Consider the following 13,572-nt stretch of genomic DNA (forward strand, 5'->3'; position numbering starts at 1 on the left):
TTCCGGAAGGCCCTGAGCGTCTGGTTTTTGGCGACCGTCGCTGGAACCGTGTGGCTCACCGCGTCGGTGAAGTGGCTTCTATGCTCGGTCCGAGATTCGGTCAACACAAAAAATGCAACAATTCGAACTTTCTTGCGATCCGCCGCAACTTTCCTGCTTTTGGGGCGTGCGATCCTCGATGGCCCGGATGCACGAAGGGGAGCGCAGTCGCCTGCACTCCCCCTCCTATCCCTTCTATAATCCTGCGCTTAGTCGAACAGGCTGGAAACCGAGCTTTCGTCCGCGATACGGCGGATGGCCTCGGCGAGCAGCGGGGCGATCGTCAGGTGACGGACCTTGGCGGACTGGGCGATCGTCTCATGGTTGCCGATCGAATCGGTGATGACGAGCTCGCTGAGTGCCGACCCATCGACACGCGCCACCGCGCCACCGGAGAGGACGCCGTGGGTCACATAGGCGACGACATCCTCTGCCCCGGCCGCCTTCAGTGCAGCGGCGGCGTTGCAGAGCGTGCCTGCCGAATCGACGATGTCGTCGATCAGGATGCAGAATCGCCCTTCGACCTCGCCGATGATGTTCATCACTTCCGATTCGCCGGCGCGCTCGCGGCGCTTATCGACGATGGCGAGCGGGGCGTTGTCGAGGCGCTTCGAGAGCGCGCGGGCACGGACGACGCCGCCGACGTCGGGCGACACCACCATCCAGTTCGCATCCGGATGCCGACTGCGGATATCGGCCGACATCACGGGCGCGGCGAACAGATTGTCGGTCGGGATGTCGAAGAAGCCCTGGATCTGCCCGGCGTGCAGATCGACGGACAGCACACGGTCGGCGCCTGCGGTGGTGATGAGGTTCGCGACCAGCTTGGCGGAAATGGGCGTACGCGGTCCAGGCTTCCGGTCCTGGCGGGCATAGCCGAAATAGGGGAGCACCGCGGTGATCCGCTTCGCCGACGCGCGCTTCAGCGCATCGATGATGATCAGCGTCTCCATGAGATTGTCGTTCGCCGGATAGGACGTCGACTGGAGGACGAAGACATCCTCGCCGCGGACGTTCTCGAGGATCTCGACGAAAATCTCCTCGTCGGCAAAGCGGCGGACGTTCGCCTTGGTCAGCGGTATCTCGCAATAGTCGGCGATCGCCTGGGCGAGAGGGGTGTTCGAATTGCCGGCGATCAGTTTCATGGATCAAGCGCTCCCCGCGTCAGATGCGCGCTCCCTTACTGTGACGGTCCCGTGACGGCTAGTCCCGACGCGCTCACGCGCGTAAACGCGCGCCCATGATCGTCACCCGTTTTGCCCCCTCGCCCACCGGCCATCTCCACGTCGGTAATCTGCGGACTGCGCTCCACAACTGGATGTGGGCGAAGAAGCATGGTGGGCGGTTCCTGCTGCGGATCGATGATACCGATGGCGAGCGTAGCGAAGAGCGGTTCGTCGATGCGGTCCGCGCCGACCTCGCCTGGCTGGGGCTGGAGCCCGATGGCGAGGAGCGTCAGTCTTCGCGATTCGCGCTCTACGAATCGCGGTTTGCCGAACTGGTCGCGAGCGGACGGGTATATCCCGCCTATGAGACGCCGCAGGAACTCGACCTCAAGCGCAAGATCCAGCTCGGACGCGGGCTGCCGCCGATCTATGACCGTGCCGCCCTTGCTCTGAGTGACGCGGATCGGGCGAAGTTGGAGGCGGATGGCGTCCGCCCGCACTGGCGCTTCCGCCTCTCGCCCGACCCAATCGCCTGGGACGATCTGATCCGCGGTCCCCAGCGGTTCGATTCGGCGACGATGAGCGATCCCGTCGTCCGCCGTGCCGATGGGTCGTGGCTCTATCTGTTGCCGAGTGTCATCGACGATATCGACATGGGCATCAGCCATGTCGTCCGCGGCGAGGACCATGTGTCGAACACCGCGGCACAGGTGCAGATGTTCGAGGCACTGGGGGCCGCTCCGCCTGCCTTTGCGCATGAGGCGCTGCTCACGGGAAGCGAGGGCAAGCTGTCGAAGCGACTCGGCTCGCTGGGCGTCGCGCATTTCCGCGACGAAGGCATCGAGCCACAGGCGATCGTCTCGTTGCTCGCGCGGATCGGGACCAGCGCGCCGGTCGAGCCGGTGGTCGATCCCGCCCCACTGATCGCCGCGTTCGACTTCGCGCACTTCGGCCGCGCCCCGGCGCGCTTCGACGAGGGGGAATTGGCCGGGGTCAATGCCAAGGTCATCCACCAACTGCCGTTCGCTCAGGTCGCCGACCGGGTGCCGGCGGGCATGGGTGAAGCAGCTTGGGACGCGATCCGCCCGAACCTGACACGTGTTGCCGAAGCGGCCGACTGGTGGCGGGTGATCGAAGGTCCGGTCGCGAGCGACACGGCTGAGGACGATCGCGCGTTTCTTGCGCAGGCGGCCGAAGTGGCGCGTGATATCGCCTGGAACTCCGACCCATGGCACGCGCTGACCGGTGCGCTAAAGGCGGCGAGCGAGCGCAAGGGCAAGCCACTGTTCCTGCCGTTGCGCCGGGCGCTGACGGGTCATGACCAGGGACCGGATATGGCTGCGCTGCTGCCCCTCATCGGTCGCGAGCGGACGATCGCGCGATTGGACGCCGCCGCGGCCTGATTTCCACACCGCTTGATAGCACGGTTCACCGCGCAGCGATTTCGCTTGAGCGCGTTTTGTTATGGTGTAACATCACGCAACAGCCGATGGTTCGGCCGGGAGAGTAGCCAAGGAGACGCGTGATGTATTCCAATAGGTACGAGCGTTCGAAACCCAACCCCGTCAGCCTGACCGCTGCGATCGGCATCAATGCTGTGCTGGTCGGCGCGCTGCTGTTCTCCGCGCCCGATATCGCGACGCATATCGAGAAGAGCTTTACCGGATACGACGTCCCGATCACGCCGCCGCCCGAACCGGTGAAGCCCGAACCGGTCAAGGAGATGAAGGCCACGACGAGCCCGCGCGAGCCGCTGATCGTCACTCCGATCCCCGAGGTGCCGACCCTGCCCCCGGTCAACCCGACCGTCGGCACCGTCGAGATTCCCAACGTGCCGCCCGTCGACCTGGGGTCGTCGTCCACCGGCGCCGGGACCGGACCGGTCGTCACCCCCGATCCGCCCAAGCCCGCTCCCATCGTGATCGGCGCCGAGCCCGATCCGCGCGCGACCTTCCAACCCGATTATCCGCCCGCCGAACGCCGGTTGGGCAATGAAGGCACGGTGACCGTTCGCGTGCTGGTCGGCACCGACGGCCGGGTGAAGGCGGTCGAGCGCGTCCGGGCCGAGAACGACGCCTTCTACGACGCGACCCGGCGCCAGGCGCTCAGCCGCTGGCGCTTCCGTCCCGCGACGCGCGACGGCGTGCCCTATGAGACGTGGCGCACGATGACGGTGCGCTTCGTGCTGCAGGACGGCTGATCACAGGGCGCGGGGGTGGTGCGACACCGCCCCCGCGCTTATGTATGGAAGCGCAATGCGATATCTCGCCCGCTTCTCGCCCTTCCGCGCCATCCAGGACCTGCGCCTGTATCTGGCGTCGCGCCAGAAATACGAGCTGGTTTTCCTGTTCGTGTCGATCGTGCTCACGACCCTGTTGATCGCCGGCTTCGTCAAGGATTCGCGGGTCGAGAAGGTGTACAAGCGCGACATCGTGTACGTCGAGAACTGGCGCGCCGACCGCAGCGATGCGGAGATCAAGGCCGGTCAGCTGCGCGACATGGCGACCCGCACCAAGCTCGACGCGATGCAGGAAAAGGCGATGGCCGACCGCAAGGCGAGCTTCAAGCGGGTCGACGACAAGCTTTCCTCGTGGGGCCTGTAAGCGCGGACGACGCCCGCTGGATGAGTGCCGCGATCGCTCTGTCGGAGCGGTCGCGCGGGCGGACGGCGCCCAATCCCAATGTCGGCTGTATAATAGTGCGCGCGGGCTGCGTGGTCGGGCGTGGCTGGACCCAGCCGGGCGGACGGCCGCATGCCGAGGCGATGGCGCTGGCCGAAGCGGGCGAGCGGGCGCGGGGCGCGACCGCCTATGTGACGCTGGAGCCCTGTGCACATCGCTCCGAACGCGGCCCGGCCTGTGCGCCATCGCTGGCCGAGGCCGGCATCGCGCGCGTCGTCGCGGCGCTGGTCGATCCCGACCCGCGGACGGCGGGGCGTGGGCTGGCTTTGTTGCGCGAGGCCGGGATTGCCGTAGCCGAAGGCATCGGCGCGGACGACGCGCGGCGGGCGATGGCCGGCTTCTTTATACGGCGGTCGGCGGGGCGGCCGTTCGTGACGCTGAAGCTCGCGACCTCGCTCGACGGGTGCATCGCGCTGGCGTCGGGCGAGAGCCGCTGGATCACGGGTCCGCAGGCACGGGCGCATGCGCATCTGGAGCGGGCGCGGCATGAGGCGATTCTTGTGGGGCGGGGTACGTGGGACGTCGATGCGCCGAAGTTGGACGTGCGGTTGGCGGGTCTGGAAGGGCGATCGCCGATGCGGGTGGTTCTGACATCTCGCCCTCACCCTTCCGGCGCTTCGCGCCTCCCTCCCTCTCCCGACGGGAGAGGGAAGAGGCCCGCTCGCGAAGCGAGTGGGAAGGGTGAGGGCGACGTCATCCGAATCGCCCGCCCCGAGGACATCGCCCAAATCCCCGCCGACCACCTCCTCATCGAAGGCGGCGCGCAGACCGCCACCGCCTTCCTCCGCGCGAACCTGGTCGACCGACTCCTCCTCTACCGCGCGCCGATCCTGATCGGCGGCGGCAAGCATGCCCTCGCCGACATCGGCCTCCCCGATCTCGCCACCGCCCATGCCCGGTGGTGCCGCATCGACACCCGCCGGCTTGGCAGCGATACGCTGGAGGTCTACGAGCGCGCCCCATGTTCACCGGAATAGTCAGCGACGTCGGCGAAATCGTCTCGATCGAGGATCGCGGCGACCTGCGCGTGCGCATCCGCACCGCCTATGACCCGGCGACGATCGATCTGGGCGCCTCGATCGCCTGTTCGGGCGTCTGCCTGACCGTCGTCGGCACGGGCGCCGACTGGTTCGACGTGGACGTCTCGGCCGAAAGCGTTCGCCGCACCGCTGCCGGGATGTGGGTCGCCGGTCGCCGCCTGAACCTGGAGCGCGCGCTGAAGCTCGGCGACGAATTGGGCGGCCATATCGTCACCGGCCATGTCGACGGCGTCGCGACCGTGATGGGCATCTGCCCCGAAGGCGACTCGCACCGGGTCGACTTCAGCGTCGATGCCGCCCTTGCCCCCTTTCTCGCGCCCAAGGGTTCCGTCACCGTCGATGGCGTGTCGCTGACCGTCAACGAGGTCACCGACCAAGCCGACGCCTCGACCCACTTCGCCATCAACATCATTCCGCATACGCAGAGCGTGACGACGCTGGGCGGCCTTGCCCCCGACCAGTCGGTCAATATCGAGATCGACGTGCTCGCCCGCTATCTGCAGCGCATGGAGGCCTATCGTGGCAAAACCCGCTGAACTCACCCGTCTCGCTCACGCCTTTCTCTCCAGCCCGGAAGAGATCATCGACGAGGCGCGTAACGGCCGGATGTTCATCCTGGTCGATGACGAGGATCGCGAGAATGAGGGCGACCTCGTCATTCCCGCCCAGATGGCGACGCCCGACGCGATCAACTTCATGGCGAAATACGGCCGTGGCCTGATCTGCCTCGCGCTGACCAAGGACCGCGTCGACCAGCTCGGCCTGGAATTGATGAGCCGCAACAACGGCACGCGGCACGAAACCGCCTTCACCGTCTCGATCGAGGCGCGCGAGGGCGTGACGACCGGCATCTCCGCCGCCGACCGCGCGCGCACCGTCGCGGTCGCGATCGACGCGTCGAAGGGCGCATCGGAGATCGTGACGCCGGGCCATGTCTTCCCGCTGGTCGCGCGCGACGGCGGCGTGCTGGTTCGCACCGGCCATACCGAAGCCGCAGTCGACGTTTCGCGCCTTGCCGGGCTCAACCCCTCTGGCGTGATCTGCGAGATCATGAACGAGGACGGCACGATGGCGCGGATGGACGACTTGGTCGCCTTTGCGCAGTACCACAATCTTAAGATCGGGACGATCCGCGACCTGATCGCCTATCGCCGCCGCTACGACCATCTGGTCGAGAAGAAGGCCGAGGTCCGCTTCCAGTCCGAATGGGGCGGCGAGTGGACCGCGCTGACCTATTGGAACAAGGCGACCGAAACCGAGCAGCTGGTGCTGACCAAGGGGCGTGTCTCGCCGGACAAGCCCACGCTGGTGCGCATGCACGCACTGTCGCCGTTCGAAGACCTGCTCGGCGAGACGACGAAGCGCGCGGGGCTGCTCCAGCGCTCGATGGAATTGATCGGGGCGGAGGGCGCGGGCGTCATCGTCGTGCTGACCCGCCCGCGCGCCGACGCCTTTACCGCCGCACTGCGCATCAAGTCGGGTGAAGCCCGCCCCGAGGACATGGAGGAACTGCGCGACTATGGTGTCGGCGCGACCATCCTGACCGAACTCGGCGTGCGCGACATGGTGCTGCTGACCAATACCCACCACACGCTCGTCGGCTTGGAAGGCTATGGCCTGAAGATCGTCGGCGAGCGCCCGATCCCCGAGGACCATTGATGGCCAAGTTCCTGATCGTCGAGGCACGCTTCTACGACCACCTCAACGACCTGCTGCTCGAAGGCGCGCGCGCCGCGATCGAGGAGGCCGGCCACACGCATGAGACGGTGACCGTCCCCGGCGCGCTAGAAATCCCCGGCGCTGTCGCGCTCGCTAGCGAGAGCGGCCGCTACGACGCCTATGTTGCGCTGGGCGTCGTCATTCGCGGCGAGACCTATCATTTCGAGATCGTCGCGGGCGAAAGCGCGCGCGGGCTGATGGCGCTCAGCATGGACGGGCTTGCCATCGGCAACGGCATCCTGACGACCGAGAACGAGGCGCAGGCCCTGACCCGCGCTAAGCGTTCCGAGAAAGACAAGGGCGGCGAGGCGGCGAAGGCGGCGATCGCGATGCTCAACTTGCGCGGGCGGTTCGGCTGAGCGGGCCGGTCCTTTTCACGCCGCGGCTGATGCTGCGGTTGCCCGAACCCGGCGACTTCGACGCCTGGGCGGATTTTTGCGCCGATGCCGACCAGATGCGCTTTCTGGGCGGTGCGATGCCGCGGTCGGTCGCCTGGCGTGACATGGCGATGCGCGCGGGCGCATGGGCGAGCCACGGCTTCTCGATGTTCTCGGTCATCGAACGCGCGACCGGCGCCTGGGTGGGGCGGATCGGGCCGTGGCAACCCGAAGGCTGGCCGGGCACCGAGGTCGGCTGGGGCGTCGCGCGCGCCTTTGCCGGGCGCGGCTATGCCTATGAGGCGGCAGCGGCGGCGATGGACTATGCGGTCGACGTGCTCGGCTGGCGCCAGGTCATCCATACGATCGATCCGGATAACGCGGCGTCGATCCGCCTCGCCGAACGCCTCGGGTCGACCAACCGCGGCCCCGTCAGCTTGCCCCCGCCGCTCGCCCACTTCCGCGTCGACGCCTGGGGCCAGAGCGCCGACCAGTGGCGCGCGCGCCGGGTCGCCGCCAAATGACCAGTCAGCCGCCGCCGTCCCGCTACCGCGTGGTCGAGGAAGGCCGGCGGCTGGTGGTGATCGACACGCGCACCGGCGAGTCGGCGACCCGCGGCCGTGACGCGCTTCCGGAACGAGTGCCGCTCGGGCCTGAACGCATCGCCTTCGACGGGCGCGCCGTGCTGGTCACGCGCCCGTTCTATGACGATAAAGGCCCGCGCCGTCTGGTGCTGGACGAAGGCACGGCGGCATGGCTGGAGAATGCGCGCAGCCTGGCGATCGGCGGTGTCGTGCTCGCGGTGGTGCTGACGATCTTCATACCGTCGCTCATGGCGCTGTTCGTGATCGGCGCGGTTGCGCTCGCCAACGGACGGACGCGGGCCACCCTTCGGTCCTATGCCACGTCCTGGCTTGACCGCTATGAGACGGACCCGACGTAGCCACTCCCCTTCAGGAGTTGCAGGTCGGTCAGGCCCCCGGCCCGACCTAAACGATGCGGGGCATCGTTTACCTGCGACTGGGTTGGGGTGGGGCGGTGCCGCATACCGATCGCCCGCGGACAGGCCCCACCCCCGGCCCCTCCCCTGAAGGGGAGGGGAGCCAAGGGCCGGTCACCCCGCCAGCGTCGGATAGTCCGTGTAACCCTCCGGACCTGGCGTATAAAACGTCCGCTTGTCCGGCGCATTCAGCGACGCACCCTTGCGCACCCGCTCGACCAGATCGGGGTTAGCGAGGAACGGCCGGCCGAAGCTGATCGCATCCGCCACGCCGCTATCCAGGTCAGCCTGCGCCTTCGCCGGATCATAATCCTGGTTCAGGATCAGCGGATTGGTGAACACCGCGCGGATCTTCGGGCTCAGCTTCGGCACGTCGGTCCGCGTGAAGGTGTCATCCGGCCCGGATTCGCGAAGTTCCAGAAACGCGATGCCGAGCGACTGAAGGTGCGCGGCAGCCGGAACGAACACCGCCTCCGGATTGGAATCGTCGCAACCCTGGACTTCGCCGTTAGGCGAGAAGCGGACGCCGACACGGTCCGCGCCGACTTCGGCGACCAGCCGCTCCATGACCTCGCGCAGCAGGCGCAGGCGGTTGTCGACCGACCCGCCATAGTCGTCGTCGCGGAAGTTCGTGCCGTCACGCATGAACTGGTCGATCAGATAGCCGTTGGCCGCGTGCAGCGCGACGCCGTCGAACCCGGCGCGCACCGCATTGCGCGCCGCGAGCGAATAATCGTCGAGCGTCCTTGCGATATCGTCGAGCGTCATCGCGCGCGCCTCGACATTGACGTTCTCCTCCGCCCCCGGCCGCGCCGGCGCGGTGGTCGCCGAAGACGAGAAGGGCGCGTCGCCCGTCACGTCCTTGCGCGCCAGCCGGCCCAGATGCCACAGCTGCGGCACGATCCGCCCGCCGGCTTCGTGTACCGCGGCGACGACCGGCTTCCACGCCTCGACCTGTTCGTCGGACCACAGGCCCGGCGCATTCGGCCAGCCCAGCCCCTCGCGGCTGATACCGGTCCCTTCAGTGACGATCAGCCCGGCGCTGCTGCGCTGGCGGTAATATTCGATCATCAGCGGCGTCGGAACATGCTCCGCGGTCGCGCGGCCACGGGTCAGCGGCGCCATGACGAAGCGGTTGGGCGCGGCGATCGCGCCATAGGTGATCGGATCGAACAGGGTGGGCATGAAGATTTTCTCTCGTCCAAAGATGGCGACGCGGCGCAGATAGGAAGTTAGACGGCCGCATGCATCGCACAGCCGACGAAACAATCGCTACGCCGCACCCAAGCAAGGCCTTACCGCTCGCGGCGCTGTTCGCGGCGAACCTCGCGCTCGCCTTTGGTCCGTGGTTCGTGCGGTTGACCGATGTCGGCCCGGTCGCGGCGGGCTTCTGGCGGATCGCGCTGGCAACCCCGGTGCTGCTCGCCGCCGCGACGATGCTCGGCCAGCGACCGTTCGCCCAGGCGCGCGGCCTGTGGGGTGCGCTGACGCTCGGCGGCCTTGCCTTCGCCGCCGATCTGGCAAGCTGGCATGCCGGCATTCACCATACCGTGCTCGCCAATGCGACGCTGTTCGGCAATGCCGCGACGCTGATCTTTCCGATCTATGGCTTCATCGTCGCGCGGACGTGGCCGACGCGGGTGCAGGGGCTGGCGCTCGGCATGGCGGCGGTCGGTGCGGCGCTGCTGATGGGACGCTCGGCCCAGCTCAGTCCGCAGAACCTGGTCGGCGACCTCCTGTGCCTGACCGCGGGCGTGCTCTATGCCGTCTATTTCGTGACGATGGCCCGCGCGCGCGAAACGATGCAGCCGCTGCCCGCGCTCGCGCTCGTCTCGCTGCTCGGCACCCTGCCGCTGCTGGTCGCGGCGCTGCTGCTGGGGGAGCGGGTCTTACCCGGCGACTGGACGCCGCTCATCGCGCTGGCGGTCGTCAGCCAGCTCGTGGGCCAGGGATTGATGATCTACGCGCTCGGCCACCTCAGTCCGCTCGTCGTCGGCGTCGCGCTGCTGACCCAGCCGGTCGTCGCCGGCGCGATCGGCTGGATCGCCTATGATGAGCGGCTCGGCCTGCCCGACTTTGCGGGTGCGCTACTGGTCGGCCTAGCCCTGGTCCTGGTGCGAAAGGGTGGCCCGCAGGCGTCGTCGACGCTTGAACCCGGCGCCCATGAGGACCACAAAGACCAGTGATGGCTTACGAAGACGCGACCCTCGACGAAATCCGCGACGCCCTGGCCCCGGAGGTCGCCGCCAATGCCGCCTTCGACGGCTGGACACCGCGCGCGGTCGAGGCCGCTGCGTCGGCCTTGGGCATCGATGCCGATGTCGCCCGCCTGGCCTTTCCCGGCGGCGCGGTCGACATGATCGATGCCTGGTTCGCGCACGTCGATGCCGAGGTGCGCGCGCGCCTGCCCGACGACCGGCTGGCCGCGATGAAGATTCGCGAGCGCATCACGACTTTGGTCGAAACCCGGCTGGAGATTGTCGCCCCCAACCGCGAGGCGCTGCGCCGCGCGCTCGCGATCCTGGCGCTGCCGCAGAATGTCGTGCGCGCCGCCAAGCTCGGCTGGCGTTCCGCCGACGTGATGTGGCGCGCTGCCGGCGACACCGCGACTGACTACAACCACTATACCAAGCGCATGACGCTCGGCGCCGTCTATGCCGCGACGATCGCGGTGTTCCTCGACGACGAGAGCGAAGACTTCGCCAACACCCGCGCCTTCCTCGCCCGGCGGATCGAGAACATCATGCAGATCGAAAAGGCGAAGGCAGGGATGCTCGGCCGCGGCGATCGGATGCCGAGTCTGAGCCGCTTCATCGGCCGGCTGCGCTATCCGGCGGTGTAAGCCTCTACGAAAAACGACCGTTCGTGCTGAGCTTGTCGAAGCACCGTACTTCGATACGCTCGCATTGACTGCGCGGCACGAAGTACGGTGCTTCGACAAGCTCAGCACGAACGGATTAGGGCGTCAGACGGCCGCCCCGATACACCTCAGCTTACCCCTCGATCCCCTGCGAGAAGCTGAGGCTCAGCATCTTCGAATTCGCCGGCACGTCGGTCCGCCCGCTAGCAAAGCCGATCGAAGCGTTCGGCCCCAGCGTCCGCTGCTTGGGCGTCACCGTCCAGTTGTAGACGACCCGCCCCTGCGCATCGAGCAGCGCGACGCGCACGTCCGGCACGCGCTGTGCAGCGCCGGTCGGGTTCACGATCGTACCGCTGACCGCAAACAGCTCGCTGCCCGTGCCCATGTCGCGGCGCTCGATCGACTCGCCGGTGAACTTCAGCGGCGTCTCCGCCGATCCGACCGGGAGGCCGAGCTGCGCGGCGATGCCCGGCGCGCCCGAATAGAGGATCGCACCGACACCCAGCAGCATCGAGCAGCCCGCGACCAGCGCCGCGGCAGTCCAGCGGCGCGCCGGATTAACACGCGGCCGGAACGGCGGGCGGTGGGCGAACGCATCATATTGCGGCCGCGGCTCGGTCAGCGTGTCGTCGAAACTGCGGGTCACCGGGCGCGGCGTGGGCGTCGCTTCCATCGGCTCGGCCACGGGCTGTGCGGCCGGAGCCACCTGCGGCGCGACCGGCACGGACTGCGCTGCCACCGGCGCGGGCTGCGGCGCGACGGGCGCGACCGCGGCGCGCGCGGCCGACATGTCCATCAGTGCGGGCGGCTGGAACCAGCTGTGCCGGCAGTTGGCGCAACGCACGGTCCGCCCATCGGCGCCGATCGCGGTGTCCGGCACCAGATACCGCGAACCGCACTGGGTGCATTCGAGGATCATGCAGCGAGGTCCCTTATTCTCCAGGCCTTGCAGAAAGCGCCCTGCCCGATTGATCGAATCTAAAGCATTTCCACGAGTCGCGGGCAAGAGCTGCGAGTCGCCTTATCCACAGCTTGAGCCGGCCCGGTCGCTGTGCGATGGCATTGCCCTCAGTTATTCCACGGGGAATCCGGCCGCCGGCATGGCGAACATCGTCCAGTTCGAGAATGTCGGCCTGCGCTACGGAACCGGCCCCGAGACGCTGGTCGACGTCAGCTTCGCGCTGACCGCGGGCGGTTTCTATTTCCTGACCGGCGCCAGCGGTGCGGGCAAGACCTCGCTGTTGAAGCTGCTCTATCTCGCCCAGCGTCCGACGCGCGGCATCATTCGGCTGTTCGGCGAGGATGCGGTGACGCTGCCGCGCGCGCGCCTGCCGGGCTTTCGTCGCCGCATCGGCGTCGTGCTTCAGGACTTTCGCCTCATTCCGCACCTGTCGGCAGCCGACAATATCGCGCTTCCGCTCCGCGTGTCCGGCGTGCCGGAAGCGGACATCGAGACGCCGGTGCGCGAGATGCTCGCCTGGGTCGGCCTGGCCGATCGCGCCAATTCGCGGCCGGCGACCCTGTCGGGCGGGGAGCAGCAGCGCGTCGCCATCGCCCGCGCGGTGATCGGCCGCCCCGAGGTGCTGGTCGCCGACGAACCGACCGGGAACGTCGACCCGACGATGGCCGCGCGGCTGATCCACCTGTTCGACGGCCTCAACCGGCTGGGCACGACCGTTGTCGTCGCCACCCACGACATGGGGTTGTTGAGCGGCGTGGACGGGGCGCATCTGATGCGGATCGAGGGCGGGCGCGTGCTGGACCCGACCGGATCGCTGCGCCACCCGCCGGGGCGATTGGCATGATATCGGCCCGCACGAGCCGCAGCGCCATCCTCGACCATAGCGGTCAGACTCGGGCGATGCGCTGGGTGATGGCGGTCATGCTGTTCCTGACGGTGCTGGCCGCAGCCCTTGGCCTCGGTACGTGGAGCGCGGCGGCGGGGCTCGACCGCCAGCTCGCCGGGCGGCTGACCGTCCAGCTGATCGGCCCGGATGCGGCGCGCGCCGATGCTGTCGCCGATGCGCTGAAAGGTCAGGCGAATATCCGATCGGTTACGGTCGTTCCGCGCGCGCAGCTTGTCGAGCTCGTTCGTCCTTGGCTGGGCGATGCGGGATTGGATGCCGACCTGCCGATGCCAGCGATGATCGACGTGACGCTCGCCGACGGCAGCACAGCGACCGCCGACGCTGCCGCGGCGGCCGTCGCCCGTATCGCACCGGCCGCGCACGTCGACCGAGCCGCGCGGTGGCTGGCGCCGGTGCGCAGTTTCATCGCCAGCCTGGCATGGCTCGCGGCAGGCATCGTCCTGCTGATGGCGCTCGCGACATCGGCGATCGTCCTGCTCGCCGCACGCGCGGGGCTCGACACCCACCGCGATACGATCGATGTCCTGCACATGCTGGGTTCGACCGACGTGCAGGTTTCGCGCCTCTTCCAGCGCCGCATCGCGCTCGACACGCTGGCGGGCGGTGCGCTCGGCACCGTGGCTGCGATGGTCGCCGTGCTGCTGATCGGACGCCGGATCGCCGCGATCGACTCCGTGCTCGTCGGCGGCGTCACGCTCGTCCTGCGCGACTGGATCTGCCTCGGCCTCCTGCCCCTCGTCTTTGCCGGACTCGCGACCGTCGCCGCGCGGATCGGCGTCCTGCGCACGCTGAGGCGACAGTTGTGAGGATCACCCGCCTGAT

The 13,572-nt window shown here is 68.1% G+C and carries 16 protein-coding genes; 13 read left to right on the forward strand and 3 right to left on the reverse strand.

The genetic code is table 11. The features are described from left to right. Window positions 1-248: 248 nt before the first annotated feature. Window positions 249-1,184, reverse strand: coding sequence for a ribose-phosphate pyrophosphokinase (locus ACFSC3_RS19030; protein WP_380941742.1), 936 nt, complete (start codon window positions 1,182-1,184; stop codon window positions 249-251). Window positions 1,185-1,279: 95 nt separating this feature from the next. Between ACFSC3_RS19030 and gltX the strand changes: the two genes are divergently transcribed. From gltX to ACFSC3_RS19075, 9 genes are all read left to right on the forward strand, one after another. After that, complete coding sequence (gene gltX, locus ACFSC3_RS19035; protein ID WP_380941744.1) at window positions 1,280-2,608, forward strand: glutamate--tRNA ligase; 1,329 nt, start codon at window positions 1,280-1,282, stop codon at window positions 2,606-2,608. 122 nt (window positions 2,609-2,730) lie between these two features. After that, the gene (locus tag ACFSC3_RS19040) at window positions 2,731-3,405 is read left to right on the forward strand and encodes an energy transducer TonB (protein ID WP_380941746.1); all 675 of its coding nucleotides are present in this window, start codon (window positions 2,731-2,733) and stop codon (window positions 3,403-3,405) included. Between the two features lie 55 nt (window positions 3,406-3,460). Next, complete coding sequence (locus tag ACFSC3_RS19045; RefSeq protein WP_380941748.1) at window positions 3,461-3,808, forward strand: hypothetical protein; 348 nt, start codon at window positions 3,461-3,463, stop codon at window positions 3,806-3,808. A 20-nt stretch (window positions 3,809-3,828) separates the two neighbouring features. Beyond that, a complete protein-coding gene (gene ribD, locus ACFSC3_RS19050; protein WP_380941750.1) occupies window positions 3,829-4,863 on the forward strand; it encodes a bifunctional diaminohydroxyphosphoribosylaminopyrimidine deaminase/5-amino-6-(5-phosphoribosylamino)uracil reductase RibD in 1,035 nt (344 codons plus the stop codon). Next, window positions 4,848-5,462: a riboflavin synthase gene (locus tag ACFSC3_RS19055; RefSeq protein ID WP_380941752.1), complete on the forward strand. Its 615-nt coding sequence runs from the start codon at window positions 4,848-4,850 to the stop codon at window positions 5,460-5,462. Before ribD ends, ACFSC3_RS19055 begins: the two co-directional genes overlap by 16 nt. Then, window positions 5,446-6,585 carry a 3,4-dihydroxy-2-butanone-4-phosphate synthase gene (gene ribB / locus ACFSC3_RS19060; RefSeq protein ID WP_380941754.1) on the forward strand — a complete coding sequence of 380 codons (1,140 nt, stop codon included), beginning with the start codon at window positions 5,446-5,448 and terminating at the stop codon, window positions 6,583-6,585. Before ACFSC3_RS19055 ends, ribB begins: the two co-directional genes overlap by 17 nt. Continuing rightward, window positions 6,585-7,004 (forward strand): 6,7-dimethyl-8-ribityllumazine synthase, encoded by a 420-nt coding sequence (ribH, locus tag ACFSC3_RS19065; RefSeq protein WP_380941756.1) that lies wholly within the window; start codon window positions 6,585-6,587, stop codon window positions 7,002-7,004. The genes ribB and ribH overlap by 1 nt, the downstream gene beginning before the upstream one ends. A gap of 29 nt (window positions 7,005-7,033) precedes the next feature. After that, on the forward strand, window positions 7,034-7,546 hold the full coding sequence (locus tag ACFSC3_RS19070) for a GNAT family N-acetyltransferase (protein WP_380941758.1): 513 nt from the start codon (window positions 7,034-7,036) through the stop codon (window positions 7,544-7,546). Next, the gene (locus tag ACFSC3_RS19075; RefSeq protein ID WP_380941760.1) at window positions 7,543-7,965 is read left to right on the forward strand and encodes a hypothetical protein; all 423 of its coding nucleotides are present in this window, start codon (window positions 7,543-7,545) and stop codon (window positions 7,963-7,965) included. The genes ACFSC3_RS19070 and ACFSC3_RS19075 overlap by 4 nt, the downstream gene beginning before the upstream one ends. 171 nt (window positions 7,966-8,136) lie before the next feature. Here the strand turns inward: ACFSC3_RS19075 and ACFSC3_RS19080 are convergent, their stop codons facing one another. Beyond that, window positions 8,137-9,207 (reverse strand): alkene reductase, encoded by a 1,071-nt coding sequence (locus ACFSC3_RS19080; RefSeq protein ID WP_380941762.1) that lies wholly within the window; start codon window positions 9,205-9,207, stop codon window positions 8,137-8,139. A gap of 59 nt (window positions 9,208-9,266) precedes the next feature. Between ACFSC3_RS19080 and ACFSC3_RS19085 the strand changes: the two genes are divergently transcribed. After that, on the forward strand, window positions 9,267-10,208 hold the full coding sequence (locus tag ACFSC3_RS19085) for a DMT family transporter (protein ID WP_380941764.1): 942 nt from the start codon (window positions 9,267-9,269) through the stop codon (window positions 10,206-10,208). Then, entirely contained in the window at window positions 10,208-10,864 is a 657-nt protein-coding gene (locus ACFSC3_RS19090) for a COQ9 family protein (RefSeq protein ID WP_380941766.1), read from the forward strand. The genes ACFSC3_RS19085 and ACFSC3_RS19090 overlap by 1 nt, the downstream gene beginning before the upstream one ends. 151 nt (window positions 10,865-11,015) lie before the next feature. Here ACFSC3_RS19090 and ACFSC3_RS19095 read toward each other — a convergent pair whose 3' ends face one another. Next, window positions 11,016-11,801 (reverse strand): zinc-ribbon domain-containing protein, encoded by a 786-nt coding sequence (locus tag ACFSC3_RS19095; RefSeq protein ID WP_380941768.1) that lies wholly within the window; start codon window positions 11,799-11,801, stop codon window positions 11,016-11,018. A gap of 181 nt (window positions 11,802-11,982) precedes the next feature. Here ACFSC3_RS19095 and ftsE point away from each other — a divergent pair, with 181 nt between their 5' ends. Together ftsE and ACFSC3_RS19105 are read left to right on the forward strand one after the other, a co-directional pair. Beyond that, window positions 11,983-12,687, forward strand: coding sequence for a cell division ATP-binding protein FtsE (gene ftsE, locus ACFSC3_RS19100; RefSeq protein WP_380941770.1), 705 nt, complete (start codon window positions 11,983-11,985; stop codon window positions 12,685-12,687). Continuing rightward, a complete protein-coding gene (locus ACFSC3_RS19105; RefSeq protein ID WP_380941772.1) occupies window positions 12,684-13,556 on the forward strand; it encodes a cell division protein FtsX in 873 nt (290 codons plus the stop codon). Before ftsE ends, ACFSC3_RS19105 begins: the two co-directional genes overlap by 4 nt. Window positions 13,557-13,572: the final 16 nt, after the last annotated feature.

The organism is Sphingomonas floccifaciens (assembly GCF_042681125.1).
Taxonomy (GTDB): Bacteria; Pseudomonadota; Alphaproteobacteria; order Sphingomonadales; family Sphingomonadaceae; genus Sphingomonas; species Sphingomonas floccifaciens.